Origin of the sequence: Leptolyngbya sp. AN10, assembly GCF_050565645.1 — a bacterium.
Classification (GTDB): Bacteria; Cyanobacteriota; Cyanobacteriia; order Leptolyngbyales; family Leptolyngbyaceae; genus Leptolyngbya.
Genome location: NZ_JBNXVP010000080.1, coordinates 1 through 15,735 on the forward strand (window position 1 = coordinate 1; position 15,735 = coordinate 15,735).

At 47.0% G+C, this 15,735-nt stretch carries 16 protein-coding genes and 1 pseudogene; 11 read left to right on the forward strand and 6 right to left on the reverse strand.

Going from position 1 to position 15,735, the window contains the following annotated elements:
* Positions 1-249 precede the first annotated feature (249 nt).
* The 3 genes from ACQ4M5_RS40905 to ACQ4M5_RS40915 all read left to right on the forward strand — a co-directional run bounded on the left by ACQ4M5_RS40905 (position 250) and on the right by ACQ4M5_RS40915 (position 2,656).
* Entirely contained in the window at positions 250-846 is a 597-nt protein-coding gene (locus ACQ4M5_RS40905; protein WP_430681541.1) for a hypothetical protein, read from the forward strand.
* A gap of 11 nt (positions 847-857) precedes the next feature.
* Entirely contained in the window at positions 858-1,520 is a 663-nt protein-coding gene (locus tag ACQ4M5_RS40910; RefSeq protein ID WP_430681542.1) for a hypothetical protein, read from the forward strand.
* 122 nt (positions 1,521-1,642) lie between these two features.
* A complete protein-coding gene (locus ACQ4M5_RS40915) occupies positions 1,643-2,656 on the forward strand; it encodes a hypothetical protein (protein ID WP_430681543.1) in 1,014 nt (337 codons plus the stop codon).
* Between the two features lie 12 nt (positions 2,657-2,668).
* On the opposite strand, the gene ACQ4M5_RS40920 is transcribed toward ACQ4M5_RS40915, so the two are convergent.
* Both ACQ4M5_RS40920 and ACQ4M5_RS40925 read right to left on the reverse strand, forming a co-directional pair.
* A complete protein-coding gene (locus ACQ4M5_RS40920) occupies positions 2,669-2,848 on the reverse strand; it encodes a hypothetical protein (RefSeq protein ID WP_430681544.1) in 180 nt (59 codons plus the stop codon).
* A gap of 93 nt (positions 2,849-2,941) precedes the next feature.
* Entirely contained in the window at positions 2,942-3,127 is a 186-nt protein-coding gene (locus ACQ4M5_RS40925; RefSeq protein WP_430681545.1) for a hypothetical protein, read from the reverse strand.
* A gap of 297 nt (positions 3,128-3,424) precedes the next feature.
* On the opposite strand from ACQ4M5_RS40925, the pseudogene ACQ4M5_RS40930 reads away from it, so the two are divergent.
* Positions 3,425-3,631 (forward strand): annotated as a pseudogene (locus tag ACQ4M5_RS40930) (hypothetical protein); the annotation flags it as partial.
* Here ACQ4M5_RS40930 and ACQ4M5_RS40935 read toward each other — a convergent pair.
* Complete coding sequence (locus tag ACQ4M5_RS40935; protein ID WP_430681546.1) at positions 3,617-3,949, reverse strand: helix-turn-helix domain-containing protein; 333 nt, start codon at positions 3,947-3,949, stop codon at positions 3,617-3,619. The pseudogene ACQ4M5_RS40930 and the gene ACQ4M5_RS40935 sit on opposite strands and share 15 nt — an antisense overlap.
* A gap of 114 nt (positions 3,950-4,063) precedes the next feature.
* Between ACQ4M5_RS40935 and ACQ4M5_RS40940 the strand changes: the two genes are divergently transcribed.
* From ACQ4M5_RS40940 to ACQ4M5_RS40960, 5 genes are all read left to right on the forward strand, one after another.
* Complete coding sequence (locus tag ACQ4M5_RS40940) at positions 4,064-4,435, forward strand: hypothetical protein (protein WP_430681547.1); 372 nt, start codon at positions 4,064-4,066, stop codon at positions 4,433-4,435.
* Entirely contained in the window at positions 4,380-6,089 is a 1,710-nt protein-coding gene (locus ACQ4M5_RS40945) for a glycosyltransferase family 39 protein (protein ID WP_430681548.1), read from the forward strand. Before ACQ4M5_RS40940 ends, ACQ4M5_RS40945 begins: the two co-directional genes overlap by 56 nt.
* 513 nt (positions 6,090-6,602) lie before the next feature.
* A complete protein-coding gene (locus tag ACQ4M5_RS40950; RefSeq protein ID WP_430681549.1) occupies positions 6,603-8,036 on the forward strand; it encodes a hypothetical protein in 1,434 nt (477 codons plus the stop codon).
* Positions 7,990-8,409, forward strand: a complete 420-nt coding sequence (locus ACQ4M5_RS40955) for a hypothetical protein (RefSeq protein ID WP_430681550.1) — start codon at positions 7,990-7,992, stop codon at positions 8,407-8,409. Before ACQ4M5_RS40950 ends, ACQ4M5_RS40955 begins: the two co-directional genes overlap by 47 nt.
* Positions 8,410-8,884: 475 nt before the next feature.
* Entirely contained in the window at positions 8,885-9,070 is a 186-nt protein-coding gene (locus tag ACQ4M5_RS40960) for a hypothetical protein (protein ID WP_430681551.1), read from the forward strand.
* Positions 9,071-9,300: 230 nt separating this feature from the next.
* Here ACQ4M5_RS40960 and ACQ4M5_RS40965 read toward each other — a convergent pair whose 3' ends face one another.
* Positions 9,301-10,449: an endonuclease/exonuclease/phosphatase gene (locus ACQ4M5_RS40965; RefSeq protein ID WP_430681552.1), complete on the reverse strand. Its 1,149-nt coding sequence runs from the start codon at positions 10,447-10,449 to the stop codon at positions 9,301-9,303.
* A 346-nt stretch (positions 10,450-10,795) separates the two neighbouring features.
* Positions 10,796-11,701, reverse strand: coding sequence for a tyrosine-type recombinase/integrase (locus ACQ4M5_RS40970; protein WP_430681553.1), 906 nt, complete (start codon positions 11,699-11,701; stop codon positions 10,796-10,798).
* A 70-nt stretch (positions 11,702-11,771) separates the two neighbouring features.
* On the opposite strand from ACQ4M5_RS40970, the gene ACQ4M5_RS40975 reads away from it, so the two are divergent.
* Entirely contained in the window at positions 11,772-12,224 is a 453-nt protein-coding gene (locus ACQ4M5_RS40975; protein ID WP_430681554.1) for a double zinc ribbon domain-containing protein, read from the forward strand.
* A 279-nt stretch (positions 12,225-12,503) separates the two neighbouring features.
* Complete coding sequence (locus tag ACQ4M5_RS40980) at positions 12,504-13,781, forward strand: hypothetical protein (RefSeq protein WP_430681555.1); 1,278 nt, start codon at positions 12,504-12,506, stop codon at positions 13,779-13,781.
* Positions 13,782-14,431: 650 nt separating this feature from the next.
* On the opposite strand, the gene ACQ4M5_RS40985 is transcribed toward ACQ4M5_RS40980, so the two are convergent.
* Positions 14,432-15,376 carry a TniQ family protein gene (locus tag ACQ4M5_RS40985; protein WP_430681556.1) on the reverse strand — a complete coding sequence of 315 codons (945 nt, stop codon included), beginning with the start codon at positions 15,374-15,376 and terminating at the stop codon, positions 14,432-14,434.
* Between the last annotated feature and the right edge of the window lie 359 nt (positions 15,377-15,735).

Consider the following 15,735-nt stretch of genomic DNA (forward strand, 5'->3'; position numbering starts at 1 on the left):
TCGATCCCACTCTGCTCCAACTTTCCAATTTTATGCTCCAGGTACGACTGTTCCTTTAATGAGTCGTGCCAAATCTCCGAAAGCTGCTTAGGTTAAAGGTTTTTGTAGTTTTGTCAGTCAACCAGCCCTCCACTATTTCCGTGGGAAGTAGAATTATCTGAATATGAAGTAGAGAGCTTACCTTCTCCTGAAGCTACCACTCTATCTTTCTGGAGTCCTCAGTTTGCCCATCTTCAGCTACCCATACCAATGCCAGATAATCTATTGGAGCAACTTCTAGAACGCTGTCAAACAGTAGCAGTAGGTTCTCTAAGAGAAGGAGCAAAATTGGTGCAAGCTGTGGAGGCTCTTTTTCCAAGTCAAAACCAACTGCTCAATAATATTGCCGGTTATGTGATGGTGGCACCAGTTCGGTCCAAGGCTGCTAAGCTTCAAGACCTGGCAACTGAAATTGGAGAGGAATTACCTGCAACCTTCGACAGCGCGATCGAGACACAGCAAATAGCTCTGTCTCTACTAGCAGCCCGCCAGATTTTAGAGGCGTTAACTCTTCATATTTCTCCAGGACAATCTATAGTTGAGCGTCGGTGGGACACCAGAATCGGTACACTTCTCCTTAAAGCAGGTTATAAAGACAATCAATTGCTAATTAGAGCAATGCTTCCTTGTGGAGGAGGAATGTCCTTGCGAACTGAGTCTGAGAACAATATCGTAGATCGGAGTGATGCTGGTGTTGTACAGCTAAACCTGTCTAATCCTTGTTTGGATAGGAGCTATTCGATTAGGATTCAGCTTGATGCCCCAAACAGCTCAGACATCACTTTTACACTTCAGCTTCAAGCATAAAGGATAGAACGATGACAAGTCAGTTGATCGATCAAGTTTTAGACAAACTAATTCAAGCGAGGTTAGTTCACTTATCGCCAGGTGACACACCGGAAAATGAACAGATTGAGCTAACTCACGAGTCCTTAATTCACAACTGGAACCATTATCAAGGATGGCTAGAAGAGGAGGAATTGAAGCGGTACAGACGTTGGCGGTTAGCAAAAGATGCTCAAGATTGGGCAATGCAGGGACGACCTGTTGATCTCTTACTTCAGAGAAGAAGGCTCACAGAAATTCAAGCTCACGAAAGTTTAAGTCAATTAGAGAAAGAATATATTCAAGTGAGTGAATCTCGTCTCAGAATGCTTCACGAGCAAAAGAGAACCCAAACGAACCAGTTGAAGTTGCTCAAACATCAATTTGCAGCAACTAGACAGCAAGAGGAAACGCAAAGACTCAGGCTGAAAGCGCTTGAAGCAGAACTTCAGGCACTAAGACTTCAGAATGCAAGTAAAACAGGCAGACTTCAGCAGCTAGAAAATACAGCCGCGAAATTCTCAACCCAGAAGAGACAAATACAACGCCATCGGCTTCTAGCAATGACCTGTCTGATGTTAGCGATCACAGCGACAAGTATTGCAATTTTGGCAAGCCAACGGGTGGCTCAGATCGAAACACAACAAGTTCGATAAATGACATAGTACAAATAATCGCCGTGAAATAAACTGATGTGAAGTAATTCTCTAAAAGAGAGTAAAGTGGAATCAATTCAATAAGCTTGAGCCTCACTCAAGCACTGACGCGAACATCAGGGATGCTTGACGATCTGGGTGACATCATTGAGCGACTCAATTCTAAAACGCTCACAGACGAGGATATCCAACTTCTGTGCCAACTACTGCAACAAAACACCAGCCAAGGCGTTTTGCAGTCAGGCAAGTTCAACTTGGCAATTAAAAAGGGGAATGATATTCAGGTCGGAGATCGCTACACTGGAGCAACCTCCGAGCAAATCCGGGACATCGTTCGCGAATTGGTTCAAGAACTGCAAGCGCATCAACCGACCCGTACTGACTCATCCCCTTCGACTGAAGAGAACGAAGACGATGCGGAGGAACTTCCTCTTAGAAAGCTAATTCTCGATCCAACTACAGTGGAAGCAATCAATGCGAGACTAGAAATCATCAATGAGATTTCAGAGGCTGGCTACCTGCCGGAGACTTATCAAGATGAACTCAGACAACTGAAACAACGCCTCCAGAATTTCCGCACCCTAAATGAGGATTTGCAGCGAATTTCAGAACAAGGCGATCGCTTAATTCAAGGCGCAATTGCGGTGATGCGCCTACAACTTGATGTACTCAAGTTAGCTGGTAGGGATTTGGCTGAAGACACTCAAGCTCAAATGACTCAGGTAGATCTAGACTGCCAACGGGAAGAAGTTCAGATTATCCAAAGATTCTCCGCTCGGCTTGAAGACAGTCGCCTTGGTGCAGAATGGATTGGGAAAAATATGGAAGCATTGATTAGCTATGCCAGCAAAAAAGTTCTCGAACAATTTCCTGACCTCAATGCTTCCGAGCAAGCAATGGATGACTTCAAGTTCTCACTCAAGCAATTTCTTGAACAAGTCAACTTCTGCTTGTGTTGGGGAACCTATGACATTCTGGATTCACCGGAGATTTTGCTCGTTTTCGGGAGCGAGCAGTATGAAGTCGCTTTTCAAGCCGTAAAGGCACGAATCTCGAAACAAGTTCGCCGTAATGAAACGAGGCAAGAAATGCAAGCCTGTCTCGATTACCTAATCGAGTGCCTCCAATTCTACTAGCAGAGGTTCAAGTCAACGCTTGAAGCCTCTGATGTCTCGTTCAATTCGTTGAATACGCCTGAGAAGTTGAGCAGCTTCAGTCGCCGATGCTGAATATTGACTCGAAATTTCTTGCAACACTTGATTGGTAGAACACCCCTGACGTATCAAATCCTTGATGTCTTCATCAAGCTGATAGTGGGGAGAATCCATAATCTATCATTCATTCCACGTACGATACTTAGTTCTACGTAAGTTAACTTTCTTACCCGGAAAATAACAAAAATAGGTTAGCTGTATCTCGGACTAGCGATCTTTTTTTGCCTCAGAGCGGTCTTCACGCTCTTTTTCCTGGCGCTCACGCAAGGACTGCTTTTCAGCTTCCACTTGCTTGCTGTATTCATCCACAAAGTGCTTGGTTTCAGGAGTTGTCTCACAGCTATTTTGTCGATGCTCTTCAAGGGCATTCTGAAGCCAACTAAAGGCACCCATGTTTTCTCTCACAAAACTACCTACACAAAATTCTTTCAAGGTTGCGTACTGTTATCAGGACGATTTGGCGGTTTTTTAGAGAGTTCACAACCAGAAACAGTACACATAAACTATATTAGCAATTGAAAATTCTCGACCCGCAACTCGCAGTTCAAACTTCGGATGAGGAGAAATAGAAACCCTGATTAGAATAGAAATAACTCAAGTCACCTAGCCTGTTTGAAGCTTCTTATGCCCTCTGACGATGAACTAAGCCAAATTCTCAATCGCATTGCCAACGATTAGCACACCGACGCAGATTTAGCGACGTTGCGACTCTGGTTGCGCGAAGAAAGACAATTGATCTCTCAGTTCGGCAAATATGCAGTGAGTTTAAAGCAAGGACAGGAGATTCATATAGAAGACCGGACGTATGTAGACCCGGATGCAGTGACAATTCGTGAGATTTTCCGGACACTGCTGCAAAATTGCACAAACTTTGGATTCAACTCATGCGTTTGGTGAATCAACAGCATCATCGTGCCCATACGCAAAATAATCTAAAGACTGCTCGTAAAGCGCAGCAAATTTCGTTAACTCAATCACATCGATCCGACGCTCACCCGATTCACATTTGGACACGTAAGATTGTGGGACATTCAGACGAGTGGCGACTTCCTGCTGCGTCAGCCCAGCAGCGCGACGTGCCGCTTTCAGTCGTTGTAAAAAGGCTTGATACTGGTCGGAATACACGGAGCCGCTCATGACGAGCAAGCTACAGGGTCTAGCAGAATATCCCAAAATCGGATATTTTAGGAGGACGGCTCTCCCACTGATTTCCATACCCAGAAATCTTGGATTGGAGCTGCCGACTGCACGCTCAATCGATCCTTCAACTTGTCTGATCCCGGCGAGCGTTGATCAACTATCAGATCTTGAACCTTTGAGGAGCTTGGCATGAGTTTGCCCGTGAGTGACTCTTCTGGAAAGCGAGAACCGATCGAAGTCACCAAAAACGACACCCACTTTCTCGTTCGGATTCACCTAGACAACCGAGAACGAGCCAAATCGATTCCCAGTTGGCGATGGGACGGCGATCGCAAAGTGTGGGTTACAGCTCTCGCGATTTACGACGCGCTCGTGGCTGAATTTCGCAAAGATGCGGATTGCTTTGACATTCGACGACCGAAAACCCTCTGGTTGATCAGGCGCAGCAGGATCAACGCATTGACGTTCAACGCAAAGCAACGGACAAACCCATCCTCCCCACACGATGCCGCCTCAGTCCATCAAGGCGCATGGGTTCATCGATCGCAGTCGTTCGGGTAAGGCAGCGACGTTTGGGTTCACATCATCGACGCTTTCAACAATGCGACAGCTTTGGAAGTTCCCCATTTATCAGTGCGCTGGCTTTGCGATGCTGATCCTCCTGGGCATCTTTTTCCGCTTTTTCAACCTAGATCGTTACCCCTACTGGGGCGACGAATTCTTCTCGCTGCTGCGACTTTCCGGCTACACCCAACGCGAACTGATTGACAACGTGTTCACAGGGACGCTGATGCAGATTTGGGATCTGAACGTCTATCAAAGTGTTCACAATGGTCGGACGTGGCTCGATACCGTGCAAAGTTTAGCGATCGAAGATGCTCAGCATCCGCCGCTGTATTATGTTCTCCTGCGCTTCTGGAGCGAACGCTTCGGAGACTCCATCGCCGCGATTCGCAGTTTCTCAAGTCTTCTGAGCCTCTTGGCGTTGCCTACTATTTACTGGCTAAGCCTTGAACTATTCGCGCTCCCCCTGGCTGCCTGGTTTGCGGTTGCATTGGTTTGTGTTTCTCCACTTCACGTTCTCAATGCTCAAGAAGTTCGAGAATATGGACTCTGGACAGTGACCATTTTACTTTCGTCACTGCTCTTGCTACGAGCGATGCGTCGCCCGCAGCGACAAACTTGGATCGCGTATGCTTTCAGTTGCACGATTGGGCTGTACACCTTTCCGATGACTGTTTTCGTCATGGTCAGCCATGCGCTGTATCTAGGAAAAATGGAAGCCTTCCAGCCAAGTAAAACCGTTAAAGCGTTTCTAATCGCCATTGGCGGCGCTGCGATCGCGTTTTTGCCCTGGGCAATCGTGATCTGGCAGTCGCGACAGCAGATTATTGCCACGAATCTCTGGTCGAGCTATCCGATGACACTCATCGAGCGTTGGGGCAACTATGGGTTCAATCTGGCACTCTCATTTGTGGCAATTCCGCATGCCTTTTCTAAGCTGCCTCAAGCTGAGATTGCGATCGAGCTATGGCTCACCATTCCACCAGTCGTATTGGCAACAATTTGGATCAGTGCTTATGCCTTATATTTCCTGATGCTCAAAGCACCGCCCGCTGCCCGCTGGTTTCTGCTGTCTCTGATGGGAGTCACGTTTGTCGCCCTCTTTCTGCCCGATGTTCTCACTGGTTCACGTCGATCGACAGCTTATCGCTACCTGATGCCTTGTTATCTAGGGCTACATCTTGCCATTGCCGACTTGATGGCGGTGAAGCTCAGTGCGACAAACCGACGATCGCACCTGTGGCGCGGTCTGATTTTTGGCTTGCTCTTGTCTGCTGTGGTGACGGGTATGGTTCACACACAAGTCGAAGGAGGTCTAAATTACTACCGGGAACCAGAGCATCCTCAAATTGCCCAAATCATCCATGCAGCACCGCATCCGCTGCTGATCGGGAGTATCAATCGCTCTCTCAATCGCCTTCCTGGTGCAGATGGATCGCTCGGTGTACTGTTCACCCTCTTGCATCGGCTAGAGCCATCGACCTGGGTTCAGCTTGTCGTCGAGCCACAAGTTCCAATCCTGCCGGAGGGGTATCAGTATTTTCTGTACAATCCGTCTGAGTACTTACTAAATTCGTTGCGGCAGCAATATGATGCGTCGCGCTTACAAGCGAGTTTGCAAGGAGAGTTGTGGCAGCTTAAACCGCGATGAATGGTTTGTCACTTCAACGCATTGAGATGGTCATCCATTGTGCGATCAACAACGGTAAAGGTCTGCACAGTGGAATTTTGCGAGTCCAAGATAGTTCTAACTAAAAAATAGCTTTGCGAAGGCTTGTGAGCGCTGTTCAGTGGAATAATCTTCTCCCCAATCTGGCCGTCTAAAACTTGCATTGATCGGTATGAAGTTTGTCCAATTTTTGTGGAGAACAGTCGCGATCTCACTCTCGCTGGATCTGACGTTCGGCCAAATTACATTCAGGCCGTCAGGAAATATCAATGACCTCTTCCCTGAATTGTCCCTGTCGAGTGGTCGTATCTAAGTTGACGGGAACTACCGGTCGCCCTCATTCTTGGCACGATCACACATTGATGTTGTTCTAGTAAAGAGATTGGTACAGTCTCAGATGTAGATTCAGTGGCAGGTTCAACTTGGAGTGGGGTGTAAAGAGAGTGGGAATAAGCTGGATTGGGCATTCTGACTGGGAAGTCCTACCCTTACTCTATGTCAGGTCTTAGCCAACCTCTCAAACTCGGTCGCCGTCAGTTTAACCAGTTGATTGCGCTGACTACCGCTAATCTTTTTGTAAGCGAGACCTGTTTTCCTAAGAGCGCTCACGCTGAGGAACTGATTTCAGATCGAGAACAATATCACATCTTCATTCCCAATAAGATTGCCGAGCGCGGCGGCAAACAAGTCATTACGTTGAAGTCTGGTATCGTCAAAACTCTCAAGATCCCCAAGCGCAGCGAAGAGGGAACCAAAATTAAGCTCAACAATGCTGCCCGTGATCAAGGCGAAGCGATCGTCATTCTCCACACGCTTTACGATCCAAGCCTCGATATTGATGGAATGATTGAACAGGTTCTGGTTTCCATTCCACTGCTCAAAGCGACCCGTGATCGCTGCCGTGATGTTTATCAGCAGCTTAAAAGCGGCACTTCTGTTCACGACTTAACAGCACTCGATCTTCTCGATATTATGGTGTCTGGCTCATCCAGGCTTAAGAAAGCAGACTCCGGTGAGCAAATTAAAACTCGATTTCGGCTTGCAAGCGAAAACGCTAAATTAGTTGAACTTCAAACCTATCTCGAAACGACGATCGATCAAACTGAACTTCCCTCTGAGCAGAAACGGCAGCTTAAAGGCATATATCAGTATGTTCGTTCTGGCGAGGCATTGCCAGATTTGAATAGCTTTGAGACACTCAGTGCAATTGATGCGATGGTTCAAGGGTCTGATTTGCCCATCTTGATTCGTCAGCGGTATGAGATCGCTTCAGCCCAAACTCGTGCCTTTACTGCCGATGAATCAATCCAAGCTACCATCCGGCAACGGCACCAAGCGGATAAAGTCAAGCAGTACCTTCAAATCTACCATCAAGTCCGAATTGGCGAGGAGATTGTTGATGAAGATATGCTTGCTACGTTAGATTCCCTGATTGATAGTTCCCAACTCCCACGCGAGGTCAAAGCCATCTATCGTCTCGCTCGCGATCGCTTCTATCTTCAAAACAATCAGCAAACAGTTGAGCAGGACTTGCAAACCTATCTACAAGCGGGTCGAGATACAGCCAAAATTGCATCAGGAATTGTACCAGCGATGACCCAGATCTTTGCAGCCGGGGGAGTGACGGCAGGAACTGGAACTGCGATTGGCACTCTCATCAGGTGCAGCAGCCACAAATGCGACGTTAGCCGTCTTGGGAGGTGGTTCAGTTGCAACTGGCGGACTCGGAATGCCAGGTGGATTAGCGGTCGTGACCGGGGGCGCAGCTTTAGTTGGAGCTGCTGCACTCGTTTCAGTCACCGTTGTTGTTGGGATGAGTTCCGAAGAACTACAGAAACTTGGGATCGCTGCGACTACTGGAACACTTACAAGTGCAGCAATCATGGGCACATCTTGGGCAGTGGTCAGTACCTTTGTGATTGCTGGTGAGCTGAGCGGAGCCGCTGCAATTAGTGCAACGGTCTCTGCTATCGGTGGAGCTACCGCTATGACGGGCGGGGCTGCCTTTATTGCCTTCGCCGTCAGTTTAGGATTCTGGACGTTGTTCAAAAATAATGATGCAGAGCTAGAAAAGGTCGTGAAACTGTCAGAGCCAGCGCTCTACATGATTGCTCAATCTGATGAAGAAAAGATTGCCATCTTTCCCGCAATTAGAGAGCATTTCGACCAATTTCGGTCAAGTGCTGATCAATCTTACTGGGGGCATCATATTGCGATCGGGAAACTTGCAAATGCGATGTCCAAATACGTCTTTCTTGATCGATATGAGAAAGTTCTAGCGCTGGTAGACGTCAGCTTTTGAAACTCTGGCAAGAAGGGCATTACATTTACCGATCGTGGAGTCTGGTGGCATGATGCTGAATCTACGGGATTTGTAGAATACGCTGATCCTGGTTATCTTTTCAAAATTAAAGACCTTCCCATTTCTGGAACTGATGACAAAGTTAAGAGCATCTACGAACTGGCGCTCAAACTTGGACACCATTCCGTTGCAAATATGACTGCACTGTAAAGAGTATAATGGGACAGCCCAAAACAAAGGGCACGGACGCATGGAGATTCGTCGTTGCTAGACACTGGCAGAAGCAGAACTGGACTATTTGGTGCAAAACACAGTGGAAAGGACTGAAGACGGTGGTGATGCTTCAGCGCGAACGTAAAATTGAGGGAAGGATGAGCAGCGAAACGCAGTACTACATCAGTAGTATCGTCCCAGATGCAGCGAATCTCCTCGCTGCCATCGCACCCATTGGACGCTTGAGAATCAGTTACATTGGGTGTTAGATGTTGCTTTTGATGAAGATGCTTGCCGAGTCCGCACAGATTACGCACCGCAAAACTTCTCACTGCTGCTTGCCCTCAATTTACTTGGACAAGACAAGACGACGAAGGCAGGCATTGCTGCTAAACGCAAGAAGACGGGTTGGGATGATGCTTGTCTCCTTAAAATTTTGTCTCACTGATTTTCATTCGTTTGCCCTAGAGTAGACCTAAGTACACGATCGTCAGAAGGATAGTTTAACGTTTCAATAGAAATAATCGTTTGAAGTTGCTAAATCGAGCTTCCGCGCTCCGATTCTTCTGAACAGCTAGGATGCAAAACTCCCTGGCGTATCATCGTCTGAAGCAAGAATGCAGTTCTTTGGGTAGTCGATGCTAATGCGATCTCAGCTTTCCAACATTATTTGCAGCCTTACACCTCTGGCAATGGCAATCTCAACCACAGCGGTAGATGATCGCTGACCTCATGCTCAAACTTGCTGAAAAACGCTTTCTGCTGCGTTTTGCTCATCTCTTCGAGTGGAGGTAGGTCTAATGCTTCTCGAAATAGCTCAACAAAATTGACAATGCCATAATCAGTCCCGCGCAACTGAGTGCCCATTGTCGCGTTGTCTTTGTACGTCGGTAAGCGATCGTCGCGACTGAACAAGCCAATCTGATCAAACGTCTCGCTCAACCTGGCATTCGTGCGAAACTGCGTCTGGTGTTGCGGGTGAACGTCGAGAAAAGGAAAGTTCACGTTCGCGGTTCTGCCCATCGACTGGTTGAACGTTTTGATGTGCGCTTCGATGCGGGGGCGGTCTCGTTCCGGGTCATCAAAGTCGAGGTTGAGATCGCCCATCAAGATGTAGTTCGGAAAGTTGCTCGATTTCTTCTTCACTCCTGCTAGTAACCACTCCACCAGTGCATCAAATTCCTGCCGTCGATCTTCGATACTGTCCCCGAAGTAGAGATGAGCGTTGACTGCCATAATCTCATACGGGCGCGTACCAGGATGTCCATTAATGCGAAAACTGGCACAGAACGGCTGACGCACGAAGGTGAGGAATACGGGCAGTTTGATGTCGGCTCCCTTACGAAGATTCCCCTGTTCATCGAGATGTGGCGCGATCGCGCTCACCAATTCCTTGCCGTGTTCGATCATCGTGGTAATCAACTTGGTGCGATCGAAGGAAATATCAGAGACGACATTGCCGCGCTCAATGAGCGATCGATTGTAGATAAAGCCCAAACGTTCACCGAGTCCTGCTTCTCCAGGGAATGCGCCTGTGACATCAGACACGACCGCACCGAAGTTGTCGCCCATCAGGGATTTAAGATAATCGAAGCCTTCGAGGTCGTCCATGATTTCCTGCACCGAGAGCAGATCGAACTGCTGGCAAAGCTGCGCGAGGAATTGCCAGGTTGCTTCGTGGCGTTGTTTTCTTGCGCCCAGCTTGCGGATATTGAATGAGGCGAGTACGACTGAACCGTACTCACGCTTGGGTAGCCCGTATCGCTGTGGGTCTTGAGCCAACCGCGTGTTAATTTTTTCCCATTCTGCTGTGGTAAATTCAGCCATCGTTGCCCCCGCTCATCGTCACGAACAGGTTGCATGATAGCTGCAAAACCCCTAGCTGAGGAATTTGAAAGTGGCTAGGCGCATTCAGTGCTTTCATACATCCAGTGGCGAGGTCTAAACGCGATCGCCACTGGATGTATGAAACGGCGACAAGCGTTCGGAGTTTGATTTAAATTTGACTGATAACTTCCGTTTCGACCAGCATCAAAAGCGTTTTCTGAAGAATAAATAGATGCTGAATAGCACAAAAACTCACTCCTCTGGTGCAGAGTAGTATGTATACTCTGCGGCGCAGAAAGAAAATTTGAATAAAAGTATATATAGGTAGCGTTTTATGAGTAGTCTATTAATTAAGGTTTTGCAGCGATTTTAGTGCCTGTTTCGCCACGAATTCTGCGCGTTGTGAAGTCACCTTTTGATAGCGCAACGTCGTTTGAATCGATCGGTGTCCCATTAGCGCTCTCAATTCTTCAATGCCCATCAGTCCGACTCTCTCGGTCGCAAACGTGTGCCGCAGGTCGTGCAAATGTGCGTCCGCGAGTTCCGGTGCCTCAGCAATCAGCTCGCACCAATTGTCGTGAGCGGTACGATAGCTTAACCGCGAGACTTCCAGCGTGAAAGGCTGTTGAGCGGTAAACAAGGCAGCCGATTGCGGGTGGCGATCGTATTTCAAATAGTGATCGAGCGCTAGTGCTGCATCTTTACCATAGAAACACCATCGCTTACGATTGCCTTTACCCACCACTTGAAACTTACGTTCGGTCAGATTTACACTGCTCAAATCGAGCGCTAAAATTTCCGATATTCTTGCCCCGCTTCCATGTAGTAGATGTACTAAAGCGTTCATGCGGAGGTGGTGTTTCGCCAAGTCGTAAAGAATTTCTAGCTGTTCCGGAACGAGGTAGCGAATGATTTCATCACTGTCATGTTCTCCTTTCGCTCGATCCGGCTTCCGCCGCTTCAGTCCGATGATCGGGTTTGCCTTGATGTAGCCTGCTTCAACAGCATAGTTGAACAAAGATTGAATGATGGCTTGATGGCGGTGATGCGTCGTGTACGCGATGTCTTCTAAGTCGTCGAGATACTCGGTGATGACTTGCCGTGTCAGAATGGCGATCGGCATTGAGCCATATTCTTGTAAAAGTGGCAGCAGCGTGCATTGATAAGATTTCAGTGTCCCTGGTGCTAAGCCTTGGCGACCGAGAAACGCAGTCGCAACTGTCGCTAAAGATGCAGCAATTTGAGAAGACATAATGCGATAAGTTTCCTAGATAAGTATTAATGAATCACCGTTTTAGAGAGACATTTTTAGACACCGTTTTATGACAACTTTGAATTCAGAACTGGCTCCAAACCCCGAAGAATCGTTGGCAGAATACGTACGGCGAATCCGTAATACTCTGAGTCTAAGCCAGAAGGACTTGGCAGATCGAGCAGACGTACACCTTCAGAGCATCGGTAAAATCGAACGGGGGCACACGACCCGGCTAAAACACAAAGCAAAAACGGGGCTAGCGTCTGCGCTGGGAATCCCAGTCGAGTATTTGGATGCCGTACGTAAAGGTGTGGCGGTTGCTGCGATCGACTCGCTCAAATTCTGTCCCCAGTGTTGGATTCCAGGAAATCCACCGGATGCGATCTGGACATCGGTGCGAGCAAAGTACTGTTACTTATGTGGGACCGCATTGTGCGATCGCTGTCCCAATTGCAGTGAGAGGATTCTCTCACCCAAGTTCAAGTTTTGTCCCTTTTGCGGCAAAACCTATCAGAAATAAATATTGAATCTAAAAGACTAATTCACTCAAAAAATGGCGAGACTGCCTGAGATGACTCGTTTTTCTCTAATCGTCTCAATTGTTGACTTGAGTGCTTGAAATTACAAATTAGCAAGAATTTTAGCCACTGCTGCGATCGTAAAGACTGTCATTGGCACAGATTGCCCGATCGGTTCTATTGAGATGAAACCATACAAGCTCATTTTGCTCTTCAGTTTGGGAACAATAGGCTCGATGCCATTGGTTGCAGTGCCCTGTCTCGTGTTATGGAGAACGTCGATGGTCAGTCCTTATCCGTTCAAAGGCGGCAGCATCGCGGATTATGAAACGTTCATTGGCTCTGCCGGAACTTACAACACCCACCATGTTCCGAGCGGCGAAACAATTCCCTGTGTTCAACCTGCCCATGATGGTGCGGCTCATTGTGTTCAACCCTCTGGCTTAGATATGCTTCCCATTGCCAATCTCGCGCTCGGTGTACTGAATTTAGGAGTCGGAGTCTATAACGCTTCTAAGCTGCGTAAAATTGAGAAAAGGCTCGACCACCATCATCGGCAAATCCAATCTTATTTTGGCAGTATCGAGAAAGCCTTAAGCGGACAGCAGCGCACGCTTGAGATCTTGGCTTGTAACCAGTACAACTTAACTCAGAAAATGCACATCCTGCGGGAAGAAATGCATGCAGAATTTGCACGAGTGGTGCAGACCATTGAAGATACCGAAGCGAATCGCCGTAGACGAGAGTTTTACGCAAATAGTTATGAACTCCTCACTGTATATGAACGGTTTGTGGATCACCTGCCAGAATTGGCGGAAGCGGATCGATTGATTGATCGCGCTGAACGGTTAGAGGCATCGCTACAAGCTGAGTTAGAGCAAATTCCCACAGGCGAAACGTTTCGGTTGCCGATCGTCACGGCTTTAGCTTTCAGCGTCCGGGCAAAAGTGGACGCATTCGAGGCGAAAGGCGGTAAGTATCTTGACTCTGCTGACAAAGCGATCAACAAGCTGAGAACTCAAATTTGTCAGGAAGCGTATGCGCTCTGCGATCGTCAAAGTCTTTATGCACTCGGCGTGCAAATGCCTGAAATTCTCTATCAATATGCCTTGCTCAAGCGGGGTCTCGACAAAGGGAGAACGCTCAGACTTAATCCAGAGCTTGATCTCGCATTTTATGAAAACGACCTGAATTGGAATGATGGGTTGGATGACTTTCGCAGCATCTTTGACAAGTCAAGCATTGATTCCGTTGTGGAAGACGAGAAAATCACAGAGAAGACAACCATTAGCCTCAAAACATTGGCGGATTACGATTGGTATGTGCGCTTTGCCAAAAAAGACCGGTTGAACTTCGATGTCCACTCATGTTCCTCTGTAAAACTGAGTGAAATCCTAAAAAAACTTGGTCATCCCAGTCCAAGCGGTGGTGTGATTCGCAGATCTGACCGAAATACGCTTTTGTTGTTTGCTTTACCAGACTCTACTGGGGAATTTGAAGACTACATTCAACGAGAGTTTCAGTGGCAAAATCGACCTCGACTACGGAATTCGCAGTAGGCATCTGAATCAAACAAGGAGAAATTCGGAAAAAGAATGCGATCGCCAACAGTAAAAAATGTGATGTTCAAGTTCTAGCGTTTGGTGTGTAGCCCTCTAACTCCTCATGCCGCTGTTCGGCTTAGGAACGCCTGCCGGACTATTTATCTTCTAGGTACATTGTTTGATTGGAATGGTCATCGCTGCTCCGAGCAGTTTCGTCTTCATTAATGGTATAGCTGCGCTGTTTTTGGAAGCGTGATCGTCAGGTGCATTTTGATCGTGGCGATTTACAGTCTGATGTTGAAGCTTCTTTGGAAACAGTCATCGCGCTAGTTACCTTGTTGACGATCTCTCTCGGCGTAAATCTAAACGTTTAATCTAGATGAGCGCGGATTTCATGTCCGGTTCCAGGGAAGAGCAGTAGGCTCAAACCTTGCCAGACTCCACCAAAAGACAACGCTGACAGCTTTAGGAGCTGTTGCAAATGAATGATAAGATAAAATTATAGAGAGGAGTTGAACTTTCGGCAAAGGGTCGGTCTAAATTTGGAATCTCGGCAGTAAGACATCTAAATCTGAGAGAAAGTGAAGAGATCGCTTAACGAAAGAGTCAGCATTTCCGGTTGCACTTTGGCAAAATGATGCCTTATTTAGAGGCAGAAGGTTAGCTTAAGTCACAACAGTCTGTTCTGGTGCCTGAGTTATGAACTCGACTAGTGGGCGGTCAAGGCGATAGCAAATCTGCACCAAGGTATCTAGCTGCGGAAGATTTTTACCGTTGCACCAAAGCCATACAGTATTCTTGGGTAGCTGGAGTTGGCGAGCAAACTCAGCTATATTTCCATCAGAGACAGTATTAATGTGTAATCTAAAGGCTTGAGCAAGATCTTTCTCGGTCAAAGGAACAGCTAGATGAGAAGTATAAGTCAGTAAATTTGCGACTGACTCAGAAATCCAAACTAATGCTCTTAAGTCAGCTTTGGACAAATTCTTGAAAGCTTCCGACGAATCGCCATGCGCTGAACCAAGCCACTTTTGGCATTTTGAACAATAACCAGGGCGAGCATGCCAAGCTAAACAAAGATTCTTTTGAAGGCAATGGGGGCAGATCTCACATAGGAGACAGCTATGAAGTGGACAGGCTTTAGCGATCGCAAGTGACCAAAGCAGTCGTTCATAGACCACTTGCCCACTGGATTGCCACTCCTGATAACAGACAGCACACCAGGCACGATGATGACGCAGCAATCTTCTCGATGGTAGCAGATTAGACCAATTTACCAACGTCAGTAAATCAAGATTCTTTTGTCTAGTGAGTTCTTCTAAAGCTCGCGCTAGACTGAACGCCATTGTTCCTAAGCCATTTAGTGTTGATGTATAGTCATAAATTTTGTTTAGATTTGCGCCACCGTAAGTTTTATTAATAGCAGGCGCAATTTCAGTCTTCATCAGCGTACCAACGGGCAAACAATGAGAGTCTGCCAAACGAGTGACATAGCTAGTTAAACTTTCTACTAAAGAGCTTCTGATTCCGGTAGGTTTTATACTATTGAGACGACTTCGAGGAGGAAGAGAAGAGCAGAAATCAACAGCTTGGTAAGTAGGTTGAGACATTTGCATAAAAGCTAAATTAGTGTGGTCTTCAGTCTGCACAGAATCAAAAATGCTTGTACACTACATTGTCAAGGCATCCTTGGAAGAAGCAATTAGTACGTATCTTGCCTATGCAAAAAACTACTCTAACTCTTTCTTCAGTGAATAGAATAAAGAAGAGACTTCTTCATCCCGCATATAAGCAGGTTTGGATAAACGCTCGACAACAGCAGTTTGAGTAATAACCCAAGTTGCTAGTGCAAGAAAGCGGAAATAATTCTTCAGTTCTGGGGGCAGGCTTTAACTTTCCAGTAGCGTGAGAAGGTTAATTCCAATTGATCCTGTCATGCCAACCCCAAAAGCCAGTGTGATTGTACTTA